Annotated in this window: 21 protein-coding genes; 5 read left to right on the top strand and 16 right to left on the bottom strand. The window is 43.0% G+C overall.

Annotated features, from left to right (window positions below):
- Window positions 1-123: 123 nt before the first annotated feature.
- A complete protein-coding gene (locus tag ACKGJO_RS12930; protein ID WP_411323857.1) occupies window positions 124-798 on the bottom strand; it encodes a MarC family NAAT transporter in 675 nt (224 codons plus the stop codon).
- A 130-nt stretch (window positions 799-928) separates the two neighbouring features.
- On the opposite strand from ACKGJO_RS12930, the gene ACKGJO_RS12935 reads away from it, so the two are divergent.
- Window positions 929-1,399 carry a GAF domain-containing protein gene (locus ACKGJO_RS12935; protein WP_411323858.1) on the top strand — a complete coding sequence of 157 codons (471 nt, stop codon included), beginning with the start codon at window positions 929-931 and terminating at the stop codon, window positions 1,397-1,399.
- Here ACKGJO_RS12935 and ACKGJO_RS12940 read toward each other — a convergent pair.
- The 6 genes from ACKGJO_RS12940 to ACKGJO_RS12965 all read right to left on the bottom strand — a co-directional run bounded on the left by ACKGJO_RS12940 (window position 1,375) and on the right by ACKGJO_RS12965 (window position 7,640).
- A complete protein-coding gene (locus ACKGJO_RS12940; RefSeq protein ID WP_411323859.1) occupies window positions 1,375-2,250 on the bottom strand; it encodes a mechanosensitive ion channel family protein in 876 nt (291 codons plus the stop codon). The genes ACKGJO_RS12935 and ACKGJO_RS12940 overlap by 25 nt on opposite strands.
- Window positions 2,251-2,261: 11 nt before the next feature.
- Complete coding sequence (locus ACKGJO_RS12945; RefSeq protein WP_411323860.1) at window positions 2,262-3,020, bottom strand: ABC transporter ATP-binding protein; 759 nt, start codon at window positions 3,018-3,020, stop codon at window positions 2,262-2,264.
- Window positions 3,005-4,555 (bottom strand): hypothetical protein, encoded by a 1,551-nt coding sequence (locus tag ACKGJO_RS12950; RefSeq protein WP_411323861.1) that lies wholly within the window; start codon window positions 4,553-4,555, stop codon window positions 3,005-3,007. The genes ACKGJO_RS12945 and ACKGJO_RS12950 overlap by 16 nt, the downstream gene beginning before the upstream one ends.
- 120 nt (window positions 4,556-4,675) lie before the next feature.
- Entirely contained in the window at window positions 4,676-5,020 is a 345-nt protein-coding gene (locus ACKGJO_RS12955) for an AtuA-related protein (protein WP_411323862.1), read from the bottom strand.
- A 292-nt stretch (window positions 5,021-5,312) separates the two neighbouring features.
- Entirely contained in the window at window positions 5,313-5,681 is a 369-nt protein-coding gene (locus ACKGJO_RS12960; protein WP_411323863.1) for an SIMPL domain-containing protein, read from the bottom strand.
- A 66-nt stretch (window positions 5,682-5,747) separates the two neighbouring features.
- Window positions 5,748-7,640 (bottom strand): ABC-F family ATP-binding cassette domain-containing protein, encoded by a 1,893-nt coding sequence (locus ACKGJO_RS12965; protein ID WP_411323864.1) that lies wholly within the window; start codon window positions 7,638-7,640, stop codon window positions 5,748-5,750.
- Window positions 7,641-7,783: 143 nt separating this feature from the next.
- On the opposite strand from ACKGJO_RS12965, the gene ACKGJO_RS12970 reads away from it, so the two are divergent.
- Complete coding sequence (locus tag ACKGJO_RS12970; RefSeq protein ID WP_411323865.1) at window positions 7,784-8,782, top strand: amidoligase family protein; 999 nt, start codon at window positions 7,784-7,786, stop codon at window positions 8,780-8,782.
- Window positions 8,772-9,554, top strand: coding sequence for a gamma-glutamyl-gamma-aminobutyrate hydrolase family protein (locus ACKGJO_RS12975; protein WP_411323866.1), 783 nt, complete (start codon window positions 8,772-8,774; stop codon window positions 9,552-9,554). The genes ACKGJO_RS12970 and ACKGJO_RS12975 overlap by 11 nt, the downstream gene beginning before the upstream one ends.
- Before the next feature lie 295 nt (window positions 9,555-9,849).
- Here ACKGJO_RS12975 and serA read toward each other — a convergent pair whose 3' ends face one another.
- Window positions 9,850-11,091 (bottom strand): phosphoglycerate dehydrogenase, encoded by a 1,242-nt coding sequence (gene serA, locus ACKGJO_RS12980; RefSeq protein WP_411323867.1) that lies wholly within the window; start codon window positions 11,089-11,091, stop codon window positions 9,850-9,852.
- A 215-nt stretch (window positions 11,092-11,306) separates the two neighbouring features.
- Between serA and ACKGJO_RS12985 the strand changes: the two genes are divergently transcribed.
- On the top strand, window positions 11,307-13,286 hold the full coding sequence (locus ACKGJO_RS12985) for a serine hydrolase (protein ID WP_411323868.1): 1,980 nt from the start codon (window positions 11,307-11,309) through the stop codon (window positions 13,284-13,286).
- Between the two features lie 36 nt (window positions 13,287-13,322).
- Here the strand turns inward: ACKGJO_RS12985 and ACKGJO_RS12990 are convergent, their stop codons facing one another.
- The 3 genes from ACKGJO_RS12990 to ACKGJO_RS13000 form a co-directional block, all read right to left on the bottom strand.
- On the bottom strand, window positions 13,323-14,522 hold the full coding sequence (locus tag ACKGJO_RS12990) for a S1C family serine protease (RefSeq protein WP_411323869.1): 1,200 nt from the start codon (window positions 14,520-14,522) through the stop codon (window positions 13,323-13,325).
- A 93-nt stretch (window positions 14,523-14,615) separates the two neighbouring features.
- On the bottom strand, window positions 14,616-15,551 hold the full coding sequence (locus ACKGJO_RS12995) for a response regulator (RefSeq protein WP_411323870.1): 936 nt from the start codon (window positions 15,549-15,551) through the stop codon (window positions 14,616-14,618).
- A gap of 58 nt (window positions 15,552-15,609) precedes the next feature.
- Window positions 15,610-16,575, bottom strand: a complete 966-nt coding sequence (locus tag ACKGJO_RS13000) for a DHH family phosphoesterase (RefSeq protein ID WP_411323871.1) — start codon at window positions 16,573-16,575, stop codon at window positions 15,610-15,612.
- 84 nt (window positions 16,576-16,659) lie between these two features.
- Here ACKGJO_RS13000 and ACKGJO_RS13005 point away from each other — a divergent pair, with 84 nt between their 5' ends.
- The gene (locus ACKGJO_RS13005) at window positions 16,660-17,274 is read left to right on the top strand and encodes a thiamine diphosphokinase (RefSeq protein WP_411323872.1); all 615 of its coding nucleotides are present in this window, start codon (window positions 16,660-16,662) and stop codon (window positions 17,272-17,274) included.
- A gap of 5 nt (window positions 17,275-17,279) precedes the next feature.
- Here ACKGJO_RS13005 and pnuC read toward each other — a convergent pair whose 3' ends face one another.
- The 5 genes from pnuC to ACKGJO_RS13030 all read right to left on the bottom strand — a co-directional run bounded on the left by pnuC (window position 17,280) and on the right by ACKGJO_RS13030 (window position 21,801).
- A complete protein-coding gene (gene pnuC, locus ACKGJO_RS13010) occupies window positions 17,280-17,945 on the bottom strand; it encodes a nicotinamide riboside transporter PnuC (protein ID WP_411323873.1) in 666 nt (221 codons plus the stop codon).
- 164 nt (window positions 17,946-18,109) lie between these two features.
- Complete coding sequence (locus ACKGJO_RS13015; RefSeq protein WP_411323874.1) at window positions 18,110-18,796, bottom strand: ABC transporter ATP-binding protein; 687 nt, start codon at window positions 18,794-18,796, stop codon at window positions 18,110-18,112.
- 2 nt (window positions 18,797-18,798) lie between these two features.
- The gene (locus tag ACKGJO_RS13020) at window positions 18,799-20,058 is read right to left on the bottom strand and encodes an ABC transporter permease (protein WP_411323875.1); all 1,260 of its coding nucleotides are present in this window, start codon (window positions 20,056-20,058) and stop codon (window positions 18,799-18,801) included.
- Window positions 20,055-21,149, bottom strand: a complete 1,095-nt coding sequence (locus ACKGJO_RS13025) for an efflux RND transporter periplasmic adaptor subunit (RefSeq protein WP_411323876.1) — start codon at window positions 21,147-21,149, stop codon at window positions 20,055-20,057. Before ACKGJO_RS13025 ends, ACKGJO_RS13020 begins: the two co-directional genes overlap by 4 nt.
- 247 nt (window positions 21,150-21,396) lie before the next feature.
- Window positions 21,397-21,801 (bottom strand): VOC family protein, encoded by a 405-nt coding sequence (locus tag ACKGJO_RS13030; protein WP_411323877.1) that lies wholly within the window; start codon window positions 21,799-21,801, stop codon window positions 21,397-21,399.
- Window positions 21,802-21,840 lie beyond the last annotated feature (39 nt).

Here is a 21,840-nt window from a genome sequence, read left to right on the forward strand (position 1 = left end):
ATTCTTCGAGGAGTAACAGGGCGATGTCCGTTTAATTGCGATTAAGCGTAGAAACTAATGAATAGAGATGTTAATTGTAATCAGAAGGTGAAAAAAGAGAGGGAACTGAATGGTAAATATATGTTAGCCAATACCATAGAACTTTGAAATTCCGTTGATCACAAATTGTATACCTATAGCCAGTACAATGAAACCCATCATGCGGGTAATAACAGACATACCCGACCTTCCAATATATTTAACTAATTTAGGTGAAACCCGAAGTATGAGATAAGCGAGAAATGCAGTAAATAAAACAGCTAGCCCGCTTACAAAATAATCGGCAATGCCCTGAGCTTCAGATCCAAAACCGATAACAACGGCTATACTGCCCGGACCGGAGAGTAATGGCATGGCTAACGGACTGAAAGAGACGTCTTCTTTATCCATGGCAGCTTCCTGATCTTTTTTGGTGAGTTTCTTACCCGCATTATCAGGGCTCAACATTGAGAAACCTGAGCGAACAATGACAAGTCCACCGGCAATTTGAATGCCGGGAAGACTGATCCCAAAAAAACTTAGGATGTAAGTACCGATCAACAAAAAGGTGATGAGTACGAAGAACATGTACGTACTCGCTTTTCGGGCCGTGCGGATTTTTTCAGGATCGGTGTGGCTTTCCATCAGGGAAATGTACACCGGCATGGCTGCAAAAGGATTCACCACTGAAAACAGAGAGGAGAAACTGGCTGCAAAAAGGCCAAGTGCACTCATAAAGAGTGTTGAAAAGGGTATTATGTCGTTAAATAATTCTTCCATTCGACCCCAAAGATAAGGACCTTTTTATGAATTTAAAGAAGATGTTTTTGCTTTCCGTAAAGCTTAACTTTGGCTTCATAGTATTTATACAACATTGTCTGAAACATTCAGTATCCATTTACTACCAAACATGAGCCTTACACAAAAAACTGCAGATCATATCATTTCAGAAACAAAAGTAATCCTTGACCGAAATATTGCTCGCGATGAAAAATTATTAGCTATTTGCGAATTGATCGAAAAAAAGGTGGATACGTTTGATTGGGTGGGATTCTATTTTGCCGATCCGGGTGGTAAGAAAGAACTGCATCTTGGTCCTTTTGTGGGTGAACCGACTGATCATAACCGAATACCGTTTGGCAGTGGCATCTGCGGACAGGTTGCTGTATCTCATGAAACATTCATTTCTCAGAATGTTCACGAAGAAGACAATTACATTGCCTGCAGTGTGGATGTGCAGTCTGAGATCGTCGTTCCGATCATGAAGGATGATGAATTTGTGGCTCAGATCGATATTGATTCAAACACCCGCGGTTCCATCACCAAAAAGCAAAAAAAATTACTTGAAGATGTTGCTCAATTGCTGGGATCGGAATTTTGATCCTTGCCATTGTCTAGCTTTACCTGAACCGGAAGCATATCTACCGCTGTAGTTACGTTAGAGCTGAAGGTGAATTTATTTTCAGACAAGGCGCTGTGGCATGTATCCATGATGCGTGACTTTATCTCAAACAGATCAAGGTTGGTGTCAAAAAGGTTCGCCCAGAAGAGAACTTGAAGTTCGACGTAAGTTGCGGTGAAGTTTGAAACCTGAATAGAAGAAGCCGGATTATCTAATACCAAATTGCTGTTATCAATAGCTGCCCGAAGAACACGTATGGCTTCTTTGAGATCATCTCCATAATCAATTCCAATGGTGAAATCGGCGCGTCGGAGGCCATCACGTGTAAAATTATGAAGCGCATTCTTGTATATTGTTGCACTGGGAATGTAAACATCACATCCATCTGCAGTACGGATATGGACATCACGGATCTCTATACGTTTGACTATGCCCCGAATTCCATTACTTTCGATAAGGTCACCTACATCAAATGAACGGCTGAAGGAAAGGAAAAACCCGGCAAGCAGGTTTTCTCCGATTTCTCTAAAAGCAAAACCCAAGACCACTGCTACAACACCACCGGCAGCGAGAAAACTGGCGGCTACCTGTGTAAGCCCAAGAATGTTAAGTGCTATTACAAATCCGATCAAATTAAAGCCCCACCTGATAAGTTTTTTAACCAAACGAACTTGTTTAATAGCCGAGGTTCTGGAATCAAGGATTTTTGTAAAGCCACGGCTGGCAATTTTACCGATCAGAAAAAATATTACAAGCAGGGTAAGTGCGGCTATGATCTCCGGAAGCGTATTTAGTATATTATCTAACTGTTCTTCTAATGTTTCTCTCATAATTTTCTGCTTTAAAGCCAATCCACGATCTGATCTTTTTTCTCAACGTCCACATATTTCTCAAAGATCTCATGAAGACTGGAATCTTTTTGTAATTCTTTTCGACTTACGGAATCAAGGTAGGCCTTGATCTTACCTTGATGTAATATCGCAATATCGCCGCAAAGATTTTCAACGACTTCCAGAATGTGGCTCGTAATGATTATGGTCACACCTTTTTCCTTTAATCTGCGGATCACGGTTTTCATGCGTTCTATGGAGATCACATCAACCGATTCAAAAGGCTCGTCAAGCAGCAATAATTTTGGTTCAACCAGAACGGCGGTCACAAAAGCCAGCTTCTTACGGCTACCTGAAGAAAGCTTATTTACTTTGATCTTGGCAAAGTCCTTAATATCAAAATAGTCCATAAGGGAGTAGGCTTTTTCAACCAGTCCCTCTTTATCGATCTCATAGATCTCACAAATGTATTCAATGAATTCCAGACTGGTGAACTGTTCAAATAAAAGGGGAGGCTGAAGAACCGAAGCAATGATCTTCTTGATCTCAAGTTCGTTTTTGGTGTTAAGTTCCATGTTATGGATAGATATAGAGCCTTCTTCAAAGCTCAGTAATCCAGTCAAAACACCGATCAGCGTGCTTTTTCCGGCCCCATTGGGACCAATCAGCCCAAATATAGTTCCTTTTGGAATCTGAAGATTCAAGTCCTTCAAAACGGGCTCGTCTTCATAACACTTTAAAAGATCTTTAATCTCTATAGCTCGTTCCATAATCTCATCAAAACTCGATTTTTAAACAGGTTAACTAATACTTCCATATGCCGCCACAGATAAATACACATGATCACTATCACGGTGCTCATAATAGTAAGCCGGTACCATTCAAGTCCTTCCAAAGGTACGAATACGAGGTATCCCATCGAAAAGATCAGGAATGAGATGGCAAAGGTAACTTTTTGTGGGATTATAGGGTGCTTGTAACTGAAAGAAGAATAGGTGGCACGCTGATACTGGAAATAAGAACTCCACACAAACAGTAGCATGAACATCAAAAAAAAGAAGGTATTGGCGACAAAGATCTGCAGGGGTGAACCGATCTCGGGAATAACAAGCAATTCAAAGACGGTGATCAGGTAAAAGACCAGCAGCGGCAATACGATAACGCCGAGGAAACGTTCTTTGAGCTGTTTTTCCAGGTTGATGGGAAACTGAAGATGAAGGAGGAATTCTCTGTTTTCATAGCCATACATGTTGGCCATACCCATAGCTAACAGAGCTACAGGGATGCCGGCAAGAATGGTTGGGATGAGAATGGTCTTGGCGATCTCAAAATCAACGTTCATCAACAGTGGTACGTAAACCAGAGGAATGACGGTAAGTGTTAGAACCTGAAGGCGGTTGTATGGATGCTTCATTACGTAAAAGTAATATTTACCGGCATTTCTGCCCAGTACTTTTCTTAGAAAGATCCATAACTTGCTGCTTTCCTCTTCTGCCTTTTTAAGGCCCGGATTTAGCAATCCTTCTTTAGTCTTGTTAAAGTGATCTATCACCGTGAGACCAACCAGTAGCAATGAAAATACAAATATGATGGCGGCATTAAGCCATCCGTATTCTACCGTTACTGTTTGGATAAGTAAACCACCGGGAAATAAGGATAGGAAGTAATTCACGGTTTCAACCTGAGGGATAAACTCAGCAAATATCCGGCTGGAGTTGGAGGCAAAAAGGGAGACCAACTGGAATAACCCAAATACCAGAAACAGGAAACCTATCACCACCGCGATGAATCTTTTTTCCACCACACGAATGAATCGGTGCTTTACTGAATAAATGAGCACATAATTCAGGGCAATAGCCGAGAGACCAACCGGGATCTGATAAGCGAAATCGACTTGTATCATCAGGAACACCACCCACGTGAAATTATAGATAATATTTACGGGGTGGCAAAAACCAATGAGCGTTAAATATTTGGCCAATCGCTTAAGAGGAAAGCCAAAACCAAGCAGCTTTCTGTTTTCTTCAATATTCAGGAGCCGCATGTTTGTGAAAGAAAAGTGCATGAGCCAATAGGCATTCCCAAATACAAGCAGGATGAATTTATAAATATCGGGAGTAAGCCAGGGTAATTCTACCTGCATCCATGGCCGACTGTCCATGAGTACCACTACAATAGCGGTACCGATCAGGTTTACCAGCATGATCCCCAGAAACAGGATATAGCCGATGGTCAGCAAAAGCTGGAATCGGTTCAGATTAGAAATAAAGATACGCCAATTCAGCGTCAAAAGCCGGTAGAACAAGAGTGGTTTTGCTTTTATTGAAGTTGTTTAAAATCAGTGCACTATTATAAAATAACAGAACTGTTAATTCTATTTGAAAATTCAAATAAAAGCCATCGGCAGTAAAGGGAAGAAGGAGTTTTAGTTATCTACCAGTTTCAGGAGGTTTTCGGGCACATCTACATCCATTCTCAAAACCTGCGAAGCATGAGTTTTACCCTGAGCATCCAGTTTAAGGGAAACGGTTCCGCCGCCGCCAAGGCTTTCATTCAACATGAAATTTAAGGCACCGATGTTAGGCATCTCATACCGTTCAACTTCACCTTTACACACATGTTTCATGTGCTCCTTAACGCGTTCTGCAGTTAAGTTTTTTTCAAGGAAGGAATAAATTTCGGGATGGCGGGCGATGATCCCAACATTACTGCCATTTCCTTTATCGCCGCTGCGACCGTGTGCAATTTTGAGTAGTTTTACCGTAGGCATAAGAACATTATTTAGGCTGATTTTTTCTAAAGATAACAGGAATTGGTTTTACATCACAATGGATTCGGTTGTAATGTGTAGGAACAGGATCTAACGTTCCTGCATTATCAATCCGATAAATAATAAACTACGGTAGAAACGACTCTCACATTTTTGATATGTGGATTGTTATTATCTCTCGGAGATATACTGAACTGTCCCTTATATGCCGTTTTGATCTTGCCCAGTTGACTGTTGGAATCTTCTGCAAATTTCTATGCAACGGCTCTAGCTTCTATGGTGGCTGCTTCTATCATTTGGGCTTTATGTCATTCAGGCTATTGAAGATATATTCGGGGCGTACCTGATATTCGACCCCGGACAACGTGATAGCCTGTTTACCAAGTTCAGCAAGCTGACTCATAACTTCGCGGATCTTATCTATATTTTCAGAATAAATAGTCACAGTCTGATCGGTAACAAAGCGGAATTGGGCATCCTGCGGGCCTACCCATCGTTGTGCAGTTTTATCGGTTACCAATGGGGTAGAAATGGAGGTTTCATCTTCACTCACTCCAGGATCAGTTAGAAAATTCCTGACTTTTTCACCGCTGTACTCAAGCTGTTCATAAATATTCTCGAGTTGATTACTGGCTTCTGTGAACTGAATGGGCCATATCACAATATCAGGCTTCAGCTTTCAGCAGTTAGCAACTGAAAGCTGAAGCCTGATAGCTGACAGCTAAAATTAAGCGCGTTCAGCCATTTCCAGCCATACGATTTCCTTTTTTTCTATCTCTTCTTTAAGCTCATCTAATTCTTTAGAAAGTTCATTTAAGTCGCCGTATTCCAGATCGCTCGTACCCATCTTTTCTTCCAGCCTGGTCTTTTGTTTCTCTAATTTGGCGATCTCTTTTTCGAGCTTGTTGAATTCTCGCCTCTCGTTGTAACTCAGTTTTTGAACGGATTCAGGTTCCTGTGGTTTTTCTTTAGTTTTTGAAGATGTTTGGGTCTTTGATTCCTTTTTATTGTCGTCTGAAATACGGCTTAGTATCTCATCCCTATATTCATCGTAGGTTCCGTGAAAGTCTCTGATCACGCCCTGTCCCTCGAATACAAAATAATGATCGACCAGTTTGTCCATGAAAAAGCGGTCGTGAGATACAATGATAAGGCACCCTCCAAAGTTTTGCAGAAAATCCTCGAGTTTGTTGAGGGTGAGGAGGTCAAGATCGTTTGTGGGCTCATCCAAGATCAGGAAATTCGGGTTTTTGATAAGTACCATCATTAACATGAGTCGCCGCTTTTCACCACCGCTTAGCTTTTCAACAGGTGTGTACTGCATCTTACCGGGAAACATAAAATGCTCCAGAAACTGTGAGGCCGTGATCCTGTCGCCATTAGCCAGTTCAATGACCTCAGCCACTTCCTTGATGACTTCTATAACGCGCTTGCTTTCATCGATCTGAATTCCTTTCTGCTGATAGTGACCAAAAACGATGGTTTCACCGGTCTCAACCGTGCCGGAATCAGGCTCTATTTCACCCATCAGGATCTTGAGAAATGTACTTTTGCCTACTCCATTTTTGCCAAGTATACCGATGCGTTCGCCTTGCAGGAACTGATAGCTGAAATCATCCAGGATCACCGTGTCATCAAAGGCCTTAGAGAGGTGTTCAACCTCGAGTACTTTACCGCCCATGCGACTCATATTTACATCCAGCTGCATCTCCATTTCTTCACGGGCTGAGTTGGCTTTATCCTTGGTCTCATAAAACGCCTTGATGCGTGACTTGGATTTAGTGGTTCGCGCTTTAGGTCCCCGACGCATCCACTCCAGCTCTTTCTTCATCAGTTTTCCGGCTTTGGCAATTTCCGTAGCTTCAACCTCTTCCCGTTCCGCCTTCTTCTCCAGGTAATATTCGTAATTACCTTTGTGGTGATAGAGCTTTCCGTAATCCAGCTCCAGAATATTGTTACATACCCGATCCAGAAAATAGCGATCATGAGTTACCATCAATAGGGTCATTTTGCTGCCGGCCAGATATTGCTCCAGCCACTCGATCATTTCCACATCCAGATGGTTGGTGGGTTCATCAAGTATCAGCAGGTCAGGTTCATCCAACAGTACAAAAGCAAGAGCTACCCGTTTACGCTCACCGCCCGATAATGAGCTTATTGACTGATCAAGGTCATGAATATTCAGAGCGCTTAAGATCTGTTCCATTTGCTGTTCCACATCCCAGGCTTCGGCAGCATCCATGGCCGCTGAGGCTCTTTCAAATTGTTGCTGCGTTTGTGCGTTGAAGTTTTCAGCCTGATCATGAACCGCCTTATCATAACGCTGAACTATCTTTACCTTCTCGGAATCACCATGAGCAATGAACTCATTAATGGTCATGCTTTCATCAAGTTCAGGCTCCTGTGCCAGATATCCCACCTGTATGCCCTTTTGGATCATTACTTTACCGGAGTCAGGCTCCATTTCTCCGGCAAGAATCTTAAGCAGGGTTGATTTACCGGCTCCGTTGGGTGCTATCAATGCAGTCTTATCACCCTGTGAGATCCCAAATGTCAGGTCTTCAAACAGCGGCTTGATGCCAAAATTTTTGGAAAGGTTTTCGGTGGAAAGGTAGGTCATGAATTGATATTTATGAGATCTCTGCTGATGAATTATTAAAATAAGGAATATGCGACAACAATTAAGGTCATCACAAACTTAATTTTTTGGATTGAATCTGACCGCCTATCTGTTTAAAGTATAGGAAATAAAGAGATACGAACGTGGATTTTAAAATACCTCCGAAAAGAACAAATCAAGAAGGCAAAGAACGGACTGTGGGATTCGAATTTGAATTCACCGGTGTGGAAATGAAAGATGCCGCCGAGATGATCACCGATCTTTATAATGGTGATGTTGAGCAGGTAAGTGGTTACGAGTACAAAGCAGTGAATACTGATTTTGGTGATTTTTCTTTGGAGCTGGATGCAAGCTTATTCCTGAATAAAAAATATGAGAAAGTCCTCAAAACTGTAGGTTTAAATGTTGACAAGCTGAAGAACAAAGACAAGCTGGAAGAAGCCTTGCGAGACATGGCCTCTACTGTGGTTCCGTTTGAGATCATCACACCGCCCATTCAAATGTCGAACCTGCCACGAATGGAAGAACTAGTTAATAAACTTCGGGAATGGAAAGCAAAAGGAACTAAAGGTTCATTTTTTTATGCGTTTGGCTTGCACTTGAATCCTGAAGTTCCTGCACTGAATGCGGGAACATTGCTTAGGCACCTGAAGGCATATGTGATGCTGGATGCCTGGATCCGTAAAGACGCAGAAGTCAACATATCCCGTAAAATAACGCCTTACATCAACGAGTATGGCATGGATTACATCCGGTTTATTTTGCGGGAGGATTATCAGCCCGATCTGAAAGAGTTGATAAGGGATTACTTTACGTTTAAGAACTCAAGAAACCGCCCTTTGGATATGTTGCCTGTATTTATGTATATGGATAAGGCATTCACGTCTAAACTAATGAAGGAGGAGCTGACCTCTGCACGGCCAACATTTCATTACCGTTTGCCCAACTGTTCTCTGGGGGATGAAAGATGGACATTGGCTGCTGAGTGGAACCGCTGGGTCCTGGTAGAAAAACTGGCAGATGACGAACAGGCACTCAGTCAATATTCAAGAGCATTTCTGAACATAGATGATAAATCGGTATTCAGCATGAAGAAAAAATGGATAAAGTTAATGGATAGATGGGTGCAGAATGCTGAGTAAAAAACCGGTAATTGGGGTGACGGGTCCGAATGAAGGAGGTGCCGGCGCATGGTTTTTTACAGCCTTTTCGATCAGGCTGGCCGGAGGCAAACCACTCCGGATAACCCCGAATAAACCCAAAAGTATTGACGAATTAGATGGCTTGATCCTGGGTGGAGGAGCCGACGTTGAGCCACTTAAATATGGACAACAGCGAATAGAACGATCAGTTTTGGTTCGAAACAAAAGGACCATTTTTGAATGGATACTCTCCATTTTATTTTTTCCGATCTATTGGTTGGCTCGTTATTTTCAGCATACAAAGCGCTCCCCCGTTGATCCGAAACGGGATGAACTGGAATTTAAGTTGCTTGGCCGGGCAGTGGATAGAAAGTTACCGGTATTAGGGATATGCCGGGGAATGCAACTCATGAATGTGCATTTTAAAGGAACCCTGCATCAGGATATTCGTGGATTTTACGGTGAAAAATCACAGGTGTCTTCTATTTTTCCAAAGAAACGGGTTGAGGTCAAAAAAAGAAGTAAGCTGCATGACCTGCTTGAAACTGAAGTGTGTAACGTGAATGCCCTGCACAATCAGGCGATCGATAAGCCGGGGGAAGGGCTTGAAGTCGTGGCTAAAGAACTGAACACTGAAGTCCGTCAGGCTATTGAACATACAGAATTGCCTTTTGTAATAGGTGTTCAATGGCATCCCGAATATCTTATCCAAATAGCCCGCCAGCGGAATATCTTTAAAGAACTCGTTAAATCAGCAGCTAAAGCTAAATGATGTCTGAGGTCTGGTCTGAACTCTAAAATTAAGGCTGAAACTTGGTGATGTCTCACCAAAGAAGAATCCAAATAAATAGATCAGCAATCTCTATCGTTCATCTCAGTAGCCTAATATAAAGTTTTGAATATTTATACATGCCGGTTGATGGAGTTGGGAAGAAGCCTCCTCAAATCATCAGGAAGGTCACAGCCTGAATTGCCCACCATCTTTCAGGGTGAAAAGATCTATTACATTGGCTCAGTCCAGTATTTGAAAACTTTAAAGATGCAACTGTTCGCAAGGTGCCTGGCAATCAATACAAGATTCGTGTCTTAATGGTATGCTTTACCTTACTTAGCTTCTCAAGTACCCGGTCGTTGTAGTCCTTGTCAATATCGAGGACAACGTAACCGATGTATTCATTGGTCTTCAGATACTGACCCAGGATGTTAATATCCATATCAGACAGGCAGCTGTTGATCTCGGACAACACGCCGGGTTTGTTCTCATGAATGTGAAGTATGCGGTGTGCGTCTTTCTGAACCGGGAGGTTTAATGAAGGTACAGTATGAGAATCTACCGTGGTTCCGTTGTCTATCAATTTTATCAGTTTGGTGGATACATCTAAACCGATATTGTATTGAGCCTCAAGGGTCGATCCACCTATGTGGGGCGTTAAGATAACGTTAGGCAGATTTTGTAGTTCTGAGCTGAATTTTTCACCCTTAGATTCCGGCTCTTCAGGATATACATCTATACCGGCGCCGGCAATATGACCTGAGTCGACAGCCTCTTTCAGGGCGTTAATATCCACCACAGACCCGCGGGCAAGATTAAGTAAAAAGCTTTTCTCTTTCATCTGTGCCAACTCTTCTTTCCCGATCATCATGTGTGTATCGGGGGTGGCTGGCACATGCAGCGTTATAATATCTGAGATCTCAAGCAGCTGCTTCAGGGAATCAACGCGCGTGGCATTACCCATGGGGAGTTTGGGTTCTATGTCGTAATAGAATACATCAAAGCCCATATTCTCTGCAAGAACGGAGACCTGCGACCCAATGTGGCCGTACCCGACTATGCCGATCTTCTTACCGCGCACCTCATAACTTTCTTTGGCGTCTTTAAGCCAAACACCTTTATGAGCTTCTTTATCACGCAAAGGGATCCGGCGCATAAGCATGATGGATTCAGCGATCACCAACTCAGCAACAGAGCGTGTGTTGGAATAAGGGGAATTGAAAACGGTGATACCATCGAGGGTAGCTGCTTTCAGATCAACCTGATTTGTGCCAATGCAAAAACAGCCAATGGCCTTTAGTTTCGAGGCTTTTTTTATCACCTTTTCAGTGATATGTGTTTTAGAGCGGATTCCGATCAGTTGTACATCTTCCATCTTATCGAGGAGTTCTGCTTCACTTAAGGCTACATCATAAGTTTCAATGTTGTGGAAGCCATTTTGGTTGAAATTTTCAACTGCTTTGGGATGAATGCCTTCTAATAAAAGGACTTTGATCTGATCTTTAGGGTAAGAGAGGCCGTCAGTTTCTTGAGACATAGTTTAGAAAAAAATATTATTTGTGAGTGAGTAGGCTGAATGTACTAAAGATTTAGGTTTTCGATAAGTGGTTATTACAAATGTTATAACTGAGAAGTCAGACTTTGAAACATTATTTGATGTTACCCGAATAAAACCCGAGAATTAATTTTTTAGGGTGGGCAATGGTGGATCCAAATGCTTGCTGCATTATTAATCAAAAACAGGCAAAGGTTATGAAACAGTGCTTATCGATACTAATAGGTGTACTCATTTTTTCGGGAAGTGTGTTAGCTCAGGATGCTTCTCAATTGAAACAGGGGGAGGAGGTCAATAGGTCTCTGACAAAAGGAAGTGAACATAATTATACACTTTTATTAGATGCAGATATGTTTGTATTTGGTCATGTTGATCAGAAATCAGTAGATGTGGTTATAAAGATCATGGGACCGGATGGAGAATTGGTAGGTCAGTTTGACGGCCCGGCGCGAGGACAAGAATCCTTTCGATTCAGCACAGAAGAAGAAGGTATTTATGCAATACAGATCATCCCGTATGAAGACGGTGAGGGTGAGTACTCAATTCTGATACCCGTTATTGAACCGGTTGCTCAAACACCGGAGGGCAAAGTCGACCAAATGATGTCGGAATATTCGGGTGAGGTTCCGGGAGCCGCTGTGATGGTACTTCAGGATGGAAATATATTGTTACAAAGATCATATGGTATGGCAAACTTGGCGTATGATTTGAAAATGCATGATGAGACGGTTCACAATATCGGCTCTACCTCAAAGCAATTTCTAACCTTTGGTTTGCTGCTTTTACAGGAACAGGGAAAGCTTTTTCTGGATGAGGATGTAAGAGTTTACATCCCTGAACTTCCGGAATTTGACCACACAGTGACGCTAAGGCATTTAGTAAATCATACCAGCGGTTACCGGGAATTTCTGAACCTCATGGCTATGACGGGGCAAAACATGAGCCAGGATATATCTCAGGAAAAAGTCATTGAGTTGGTTCAAAATCAGCCGGAACTGCAAAATGAGCCCGGCGCAGAGTTCAATTACAACAACACAGGATATGTGCTTATGACGGAAGTGATCGAACGGGTGACAGAAACAGATTTTCCAACCTGGATGAAAAAGAACGTTTTTGAACCGATCGGTATGGCTCATACAGTGGTGAGAAGCAGTCCTTATCAAATTGTCGAGAATCGGTCCGTGGGATATTCCTATTCTGAAGATGGAGGTTTCAGGGAGGTGACTGATCTGGGCGGTGCTGCCGGGGCAGGGGGCATACATTCAACGATGGGTGATCTTAAAAAATGGATCGAAAATCTGTTAGAGCCGACTGTGGGCACTGAAGAGATGGTAACTGAAATGTCAACGTCATTCAAACTGAATAGTGGAAATGAGACCGGCTATGGTTTGGGGTTATTTGTTGAAGAATATAAGGGGCTTAAACGGATCCAACATGGAGGAGCCGATGTCGCTCACCGTTCTATGCTGATGGTCTTTCCAGAGATCAATGGGGCTGTTGTGACCCAAAGCAATTTTTCTAATTTTGATGGCAACATTGCGAACAAGATAGCGGACGTATATTATTCAGCTCATCTTCAGGAGAATGAAAGTGAAGAAACACCTGATGAAGGAATGGCAGCCTTTGAATATGATCCGGAAGACTTTCAGCCACTGACCGGCCGATACGAATTGAGCATTATGCCGGGCTTTGTGTTGACATTTGACAGGGATGGGGATAGGCTTTACACTCAAGCCACAAATCAGCCCGAGGTCAATATTACAGCTACCAGTGATTCAACCTTTAGCCTGGTTGGGGTCAATGCATCCGTCACGTTCCACAGGAATGAGGATGGCACGGCTGATTCGCTGACACTGCATCAGAATGGGAATCACCTGGCGAAAAAGATCGAATATGAACCATCTTTCGAAGAGCTGAGATCTTACGAAGGCCGTTATTTTAGTGAAGAGATAGATACCATTTATGATATTGTAATGGAAGACAGCTCCCTAACTATGAAAACTTTCCTTATTAAGGACAGTATGCCCCTTGAAGCTACGAATGAAGACACCTTCAGTTCCGGATTCCCAATTGCTGAAGTGAAATTCATAAGGAATGAGGCCGGTAATATCACGGGATTTGAAGCCTCCAATGGAAGGACAAGAGGGGTCTTTTTCAAAAAATGGGATCAGAATTAAATAACGGTTAGATCCATGAGCAGGGCAGGCGATCTGTTACCGGCCCTGTACTCTTTTCCTAAGGCTCATTTCGGTTTTGTATTGTTTGTTATCCCGGATAAGGTGCAGTTCCATTTTTTCGCCTTCCCCATATTCACGCATAAGCGCCCAGGCATGCATTTCGCTGGTTACGCGTTCTTCGCCGATCTGTACGATAACATCACCGGGTATCACTCCACTTTCGTAAGCAGGTCCGTTCTTATTCACTTCCGTAACGAATAATCCCAATACTCTTGGTATACCTGGATATTGCATGATAAGTTGACGGGTCACCGGAACAAATTTCATTCCGGGGTCGTAATCGAGTGAGACTGTGCCGGATTCCTGAAGCTGTGAAATGATCTTCTGAACACGGTTACTTGGGATGGCAAAACCAAGCCCCACAAACCCGCTGCTTGTTCCACCGGTAAATATGAAGGTATTGACGCCCATCACTTCACCGTTGCTGTTAACCAATGGTCCTCCGGAATTACCGCGGTTAATGGCCGCGTCGGTCTGGATCATTTCAACATACACACGGGGATCCTGAGGATCGGGCCTGAAATCACGCTCTTTGGCACTCACTACACCAACTGTAACGGAAGGCTGGCCATCGGCAAAAAGCCCAAACGGATTCCCCATGGCTATACTCCACTCTCCCACCATGATGTTATCAGAATCAGCGAATTCAACATACGGATAAGATTTATCCTGATCTTTTATCTTAAGGAGTGAAAGGTCGGCGAGTTCATCAGAACCCAGTAATTCAGCCTCATAGCTGTTTCCATCTGATAAGGCCACCATGATGGTTTTTGAGTTTTTGCTTGCCACATGTTCGTTAGTGACGATCAAGCCATCTTCACTGATAATAAATCCTGAGCCTACACTTTGTACCTCACGCTGAATGGGGACATCAAAATACCGGAAGAAAAATGAATCAAATTCACGGGTATATCCGCGCTGCAGTTCTGTAACCGTGATGCTTACTACAGCAGGGCCGGCTTTCTCGACGGCATTGGTGATGGCATTTCGGCGGGAGTCTTCAACGGCTACTTGAGGAGTGTCCTGATCCGGTTCATCCTGAACCCTGCCTTGTTGTTCGTTTACTGTGGGAGTGACCGATGCAACGGGGAGAGATTTATCAGTCACTGCAGGGTCATTATTTGAACAGGCTGTGAATATCAGCAGACATACAACTGTAAGACTATTTTTGATCATAGGTTTCAGATAAAATCAATTTCGAAGAATTAAGCTAAACGGATATTACAAACGAAAAGAACCTCTATCAATTGCCATAAAGGATACAAAAAGCTAAAGGTCGTTGTATAATCGCCAAAGCGTAGTGCCAAGCTGCATCATCATGAGGGTCGTTAGCTTATACTCATGGGACGTGAATAGCTTTTTACGTTTTATGACCACATACCCGAATAAAGGAGTTTTAGGAGGGATCTTCATTTTATTTTTGATGAGTTCCTTTTCTGTAAGAGCGAATAATGGAATACCGATCTCAGCAGGCAACCCTTCTTCTTCCGACAGTTCCGGAAGAATACCTTTATCTGAATTGAACACGTTGTTCACCAAGTAAGGCCGTTTTTGCTCAAGTACCAGTTTGAAGGTCGGTTCTTTTTTTAAGTCTTTTGGCCCATATTTTCGGGGAAGTTGTATGCCATAGGCCAAAAGCATCTGAATGTTTTCTTGACTCATGGTCCAGAATGAAAGGTGATCTGCCTCAAGTTTGTTGAATATGATCTTACATAACTTTTGTGAAGTAGAAATAAAATCACCTGATGAGACTTCGAACAAAACACTTTTAGTGATCTCTTTTTTGTCTAGATCCAGTTTCTCAGGCAGGTCGGGAATATCCACATTGGCTACCAACTTGACCCGAATACGGTTCAGCAACTCATCGCGATCGGAATTGAAAAGTGATTTGTCGATGAAATCAGCCGCCCCCAAGCCCAAAGCCTTTTGTTCCTTTTCGATGGTTGGGAGGCTCGTCATGATCAATACCGGAATGTTTTGCATCTTAGCATCAACCATCAAAGCTTCAAGAAACTCAATGCCACTCATACCAGGCATGTGAATATCTGTCAGAATGAAATGGATCTTTTTCTCAGCCAGCTTATTGATTCCTTCCTGAGCAGTATTTGCAGTAACAATATTATAATCGCTGCCCAACATACTTTTAAGCATGATATGCATGGCCGGGTCATCGTCAATTATCAAAAGGCTGTAATTCTTGTCCATTCGTCAGATTTTGTTGATCAGTAAAACGTCGACTAGTTACAGTAATATAAGGCAGTGTCTATAATTGTTCTGCACCGACAGCTATGACATCTTTGATGGCATCTTCAAGGGTTCCCTTAAAATAAGCTCCGGCTGCTTTTTGATGCCCCCCACCATTAAAACTACGGGCCCATTTGTTCACGTCAATATCATCACTTTGTGAACGCAAACTTAGTTTGATGCGGTCTCCATCTTCTCTTAATAGGATGCAGGCCTGAACTCCTTCTACACTCAGCGGATACTGAACAAATCCCTCGGTATCTTCGCTGGTGGTCTCTGTGAGATCAAGCATTTTCTGCGTTATGATGATAGAGGCAAATTTTCCGCCTTTATGCAGGGTAATGGTATCCAAAGCCTGACTCAGTAATTTAAGCTGACGAAGCGGTCGTGAGGAATAGATCCTTTCTGCGATCTCATTCGGCGTGAAATTTCCGCGTTCAAGTAGGTCGGCTGCTGCGTGCATGGTTGCCGGTTTTACGCTGTCGAACTGGAAGGAACCGGTATCTGTGACCATGCCAAGATACATGGCTCGTGCTGATTTCGCATCGATCTGATCAGCATCGTGTTCGGCATATAAATGATAGATCAGCTCGCAGGTTGACGAGGCCGATACTTTAGAGATCGGCGCTTCAAAAAAGTCATCAGGATCAGGATGATGATCTATTATATAGATTGGTTTATCGGTATTAAGAGCCGATTCAGCCGTTTTACCAAACCGGTGCAGGGCATTGCCATCAACAATGATGAATGCATCATAATCCGAAAGGTTCGGATTATTTGGTTTGGTGATGGGAAAATAATCAAGCAGCCAAGTCATATTCTCAGCGATATCATCCTCATTGAAAGCTGAGACATCAACTCCATTCTTTTTCAACCAAAGCGATAATGCGACCTGTGAACCGAGACAGTCGCCATCCGGTCTGAGATGTGAAAAAATAGCAACTTTATTGTGTTGTAATACTTTTGAAATAAATTCTTTAAACATATGTTCTCCTTGGTCCAAAAATAGGCGAAGATTGGCACAAATCCATGTATTTTAAAGCTAAATAATAAGAACAGGATAAACCTGATGCACGCAGTTATAGTTAGTAACGGTTTCCCGCCTTCCAAAAGTTTGCTGGAAGAAGAATTTAAGGCAGCTGATCTGCTACTTGGTGCCGATGGGGGAGGCAGAACTATTTTAAATCATGGCTTTAAACCGGATGCAGTTGTAGGCGACCTAGACAGTTTTGATGCTCCTGAAACCCCGGCCTTTAAAGTAGTTCATAGACCGGATCAGGAAACAAACGACCTCGAAAAGGCGCTTACCTATGCCCTTGAGCAGGGCGTAGAAACCTGTACGGTACTGGGAGCCTTTGGCCACCGGATGGATCATTCTCTTAAAAATATGTCGGTACTCAATAAATTTCACTCTTCCTTTGATGAGCTCATCTTTCGTGACGAGGAGTTCGATGCCGTTCTTATCGAGGATACGTTTTCAGCGAGGCTGCCTGTTGGAAATATAGTGTCACTGTTCCCTGTTTCGGGTGAGGTGACCGGCATTCAAACTGAAGGTTTGATGTATGCACTGAATAATGAAAGCCTCGAAACCGGGGTGCGTGACGGAACCTCAAATGAGACCATATCAGATGAGTTTTCGATACGTATAGAAGCAGGAGCGCTGGTTATCTTTTTCGAACGATGATGTGCCTAAGCTGTGGCGCCAGCAGCTGAATTGGCACGTTCTCTTTTCTTTTTTTCTTCTTCCTTTTCCATGGACTTTTTCCAGGCAAAGTAACCGGCAAAAGCAATGATGGTAAATACCAGGAACTGAAAACTGGTAAGTACCAGTCCTTTGTAAAAATATAGCGGGATGGAAATAAGGTCAGTGATGATCCAGGCGATCCAGCTTTCAAGTTTTTTACGGGCCATCAGGAACATGCCGAGAATAGCGAAACAGGTGGTGAGGGAGTCCCAGAAAGCCACATCACTGTCGGTAAAGGTAGAAAGTACGTAATACAGGATGGTGAATGAGCCAACGGTAAGGGCAACCGAAAACAGGTTTTCAGCATGTGTATTCATGGTAACCGGTACCTGGTCACGGGAATCATTTTTTGGATGAACCCAGTAATACCAGCCATACACACTAACCACAAAATAGTAGAAATTTACGCCCATATCGGCGTATAGCTTGTACGAAAAGGCAATGTACACGTAGATCAAAACACTGATAATTCCGGTGGGGTACACCAGAATGTTCTCCTTCATGGAATACCATACACTAGCCAGCCCGGTGGCCACTGCGATCCACTCAAGTAAAGTGGTTTGGATCACTCCGTTTATAATGCCGTCAATAACGTAGTCCAGAAATTCCATAGATATTGTTGAGAAAAATTCAGCCGTGAAGATAACAAGTGTGGGAGAGACTTATACATAAAAAGCCCGCCAATAATTTAAGTCAGGGAGATTGAGGGGATATCATAGAAAAACGACCCCATAAAAGCAGGTTTTCCATTATAAGGAATTGAGGTTAAGACTAACTATGGTGCTTCTCTGTCTATTATTTTACCATCCAGTAACTGGATCTGCCGGTCTGTTTTGGACGAAAAAGAATCATCGTGAGTGACCATGAGAATAGTTTGATCGAACTCACGTGTTAGGTTCTTGAGCATATCGAAGACATTCATTGCATTCTTTGAATCGAGGTTCCCGGTAGGTTCGTCACAAAAGATAATTCGAGGCTCATTGATTAGCGCTCGTGCAACTGAAACCCGCTGTTGCTGCCCACCGGATAATCGATTAACCCTCTTCGTCGCCTGATCGGCAATACCTAACAGATCCAGTTTTTGCATGGCCTTATCTTCCAGCTCTTCGTGGGGCAGTTCGCCAAGTTTAAGACCCGGAAGCATAACATTATCCAAAGCGGTGAAATCCGCCAGTAGATAATGAAACTGAAAGATGAAGCCAATTGATTTATTGCGTAAATGTGCGAGCTTCTGATTGCTCAGTGATTTCAGATCTACATGGTTGAACAACACTTGTCCCTGATATTCCCTATCCAGGGAGGATAAGGCATACAATAAGGTGGACTTCCCGCTCCCGGATGGTCCAACAATAGAGGCAAATTCCCCCGAGTATATCGACAGGTTGATATCCTTTAACACATGAAACTCCACCGGCTTGTGGAAATACTTGTTCAACTCTTTTGCTTCTAAAACTTTCTTCATGGCTACTGAGACCTGATGATATTGATGGGGTCAATTTTAGAAGCCTTTCTGGCAGGCAGGTACCCGGCTATACCGGTGGCTACCAAACCAAAGACAAATGCCAGCAGATAAAAAGCAGGATCAAAATTGATATTCAGGTATTCCGATGATACAAACCCTTCGATATTAGTTGGAATGATGGAAGTGATCCAGGAGATCACAAACCCGATCAATAAGCCGAGAAGGCCACCCAAAAAACCGATAATAAGGGCTTCCAGTAAGAACACATTCCGAATATCAACATTCGTGTATCCGATCGACTTCAGAATGGCAATATCATTCATCTTTTCATAGATCATCATGGAAAGGATATTGAAGATGCCGAAACCTGAAACCAGCAGGATGGATATGATCACTAGATATGTAACGATATTCTGAATTCTGAAAACACTGAAGATACCTTCGTTGGCTTGTTTCCAATCCTCGGCCGTATATCCAAAACGGGACTGAAATTCACGAGCCAGAACGCCCGATTGATCCACATCCTCGAGTTTTATGTTGATGTCTGTGATGTAGCTTCCGGTCACGTTCATAAGCTTTTGGGTGTTTCGGATACTGCTGTAAGCACGACTATCATCAAGATCTCTAAGTCCGGTTTCTAAAATACCAACTACCTTCATTTGCAGGGCCACACCGCCGGGAGAAACAACCGTGATATTATCATTCAGAACCGTGCCTAATGATTCTGACAAACCGGAACCCAGAATGATCCCGTTGTTTACGGTTTCAAGCCGGATAATGGACCCGCTTACCATATCTTCTTCCAGATCAAACAGCCGGTTTTCCTTGCGGATATCCACTCCATTGATAATACCCGAAACATCCGCAACGCCTATCTTAAAAATAGCCTGGGTACTCAGGCTGGGAGAAACTCCGGTCACTTCCGGATAAGACTCCAGGATCTCCACGATCTGAAGTCCGCGTTTCAGTTTAGGAAGCTCATTTTTACTTTTGATATTGGGCACAGAGATCCAGGTGTCTCCCTCTGAGTAAACATACCTGAGGAGGGGAGGTGATTTTTGGTTTTTATCCTGATAAATGTGGATATGAGCCGTGGCGTTGATGGTCTTCTCAATAAAGAAATCCTGTAAGCCTGTGATCACACCTGCCTGAAAGATGAATACGGTGATCCCAAAGGTAACACCCAGCATAGATACGATGGTCTGTCGCTTCCGGCTGGTGAGATGCGTGATGACGATCTTTAAGATGGGAAAGCGGTTCATGATTCAGGTTTTAAAACGACATCTCCTTCTTCAAGTCCTGAAATAACCTCTGCATTACTCAGATCACGGATCCCGGTTTCAATTTTTTTTCGGGTGTTGTCTTCCAGGATCACCTCATTTTCTTCAGTGATGTAGTTGACCGGAAGCACCAGCACGTTTTCCTTTTCACTGATCACGATATTGGCTTCGAGCGCCATGCCCGGATACATTGGGTAACCTGATGGATCGATGGAGGCGATCACTTTTGCGGTGCGTTCAATGGTATTAATTCTTGGATAGATCACACTGATCACCCCGCTCAAGACGGTGTCTTCAATGGCATCCAGTTCGTAATAGACTTGTTGCCCTTCTTTCACCTTAACAATGTCCGTTTCATCCACCTGCAGTTCCGTTTCAAAATGATCGGTGGCTCCGACCTCCATGATAGGGCGGTTTCCGGCAATAAGCTCTCCTTCTTTGGGGGTTATATCATATACCTTTCCTTGAATGGCAGACAGGATGGTGTAGTCGCCCGTTCTGCTTTGCTGAGCCTGATAGTTATTGCGCGCGTTGTCGAGTTCTATTTGAAGACGATCGCGGGTTTCTTGAAGTTTACTGACCGCAATTTGATAGTTATTCAGAGAGGTTTCGTACTTAAGATTTGCACGATCAAGGTCTTGTTGTGAACCGATGTTGTCTTCCTGAAGCCGGCGGTAGCGCTCAAGATCAACGGAGTCCTGCTTAAATTTGGCACGTGAAATTTCCACTTGTTGTGATAGTTGCTTCAGCAGGTCAGAATCAGGTTGGGCATTTTCGCGGGCCAGCTTAAGCTGATTCCGCGCGATATGAAGGTTCGATTCGTTAGGCTGGTTTTGAAGCTTTACCAGTGGTGTGCCAACGTCAACTTCCTGACCCACGCTTACCAGGATCTCATCAATAATGCCTGAAACCTTACTAGTAACCTCATAATGGCCGATAGGCATTACATTACCGGAGGCATAAACGCCCTGAACAAGATCCATCTTTTTTACCTGAACCTGTTCACGTTCTGAACAACCAATGGATAACAGAACAAGAAGAATTAGTAAGGAGGCAGAATAGAAAGGTCTCATATAGTCAGAATTAGTGCTCCGGGTGAGGTTGCAAAATACAGGTCTTGAAGTACAATATTTTGTCAAAAGAGCAATGTGTTATGAACATCAAAAGATCGTTATTGCCGGGTCTGAATTGCCTGAAAAACAGCGTGTACAAAATAGGCGATTGATCGGCGATAGGTAGATTTAAGCTAATGCTTAATAACTGTTTCATATGACCAAAATGACATTTTAACCTATTTTAAACTTATAACGGCCAATTCAATTACCAGTCAACTTCACAAATGCCGCCCCTGAATTGCATGCTTTCGTTCGTATACTGGTGAAACTCAATTCTAACGCCATTAGGATCTTTTGTCCAAGATTGCCAGGTTTTATCCCCGCCAAGTTCTTTGTCAGTGGCTTCAAATCCATTTGTACGCAGTTTTGAAATAACAAGGTCTATATCATCTGTTTCAATGGCCAGATGATCTATGTTTCCTACGCCTCCGGGCTCCCCTTTGAATACCTCAATAAAGGTCTTTTCACCTAGTTTGACATAGAAGCCAAATAGTGCCATGTCTTTTTCAAATTTGAACCCTTTCTCTAGGCCAAGTGCCTCACAGTAAAATCGTTCGGTCTCAGTAAGGTCGTTGGTATGAATACAAATATGGGCTAATTGGGCGATCATAGAAGTAAAGTTAAATTCAATGTTTAAAATCATAGTAAA

It is taken from the genome of Gracilimonas qinghaiensis (genome assembly GCF_046602855.1).
Lineage (GTDB): Bacteria > Bacteroidota > Rhodothermia > Balneolales > Balneolaceae > Gracilimonas.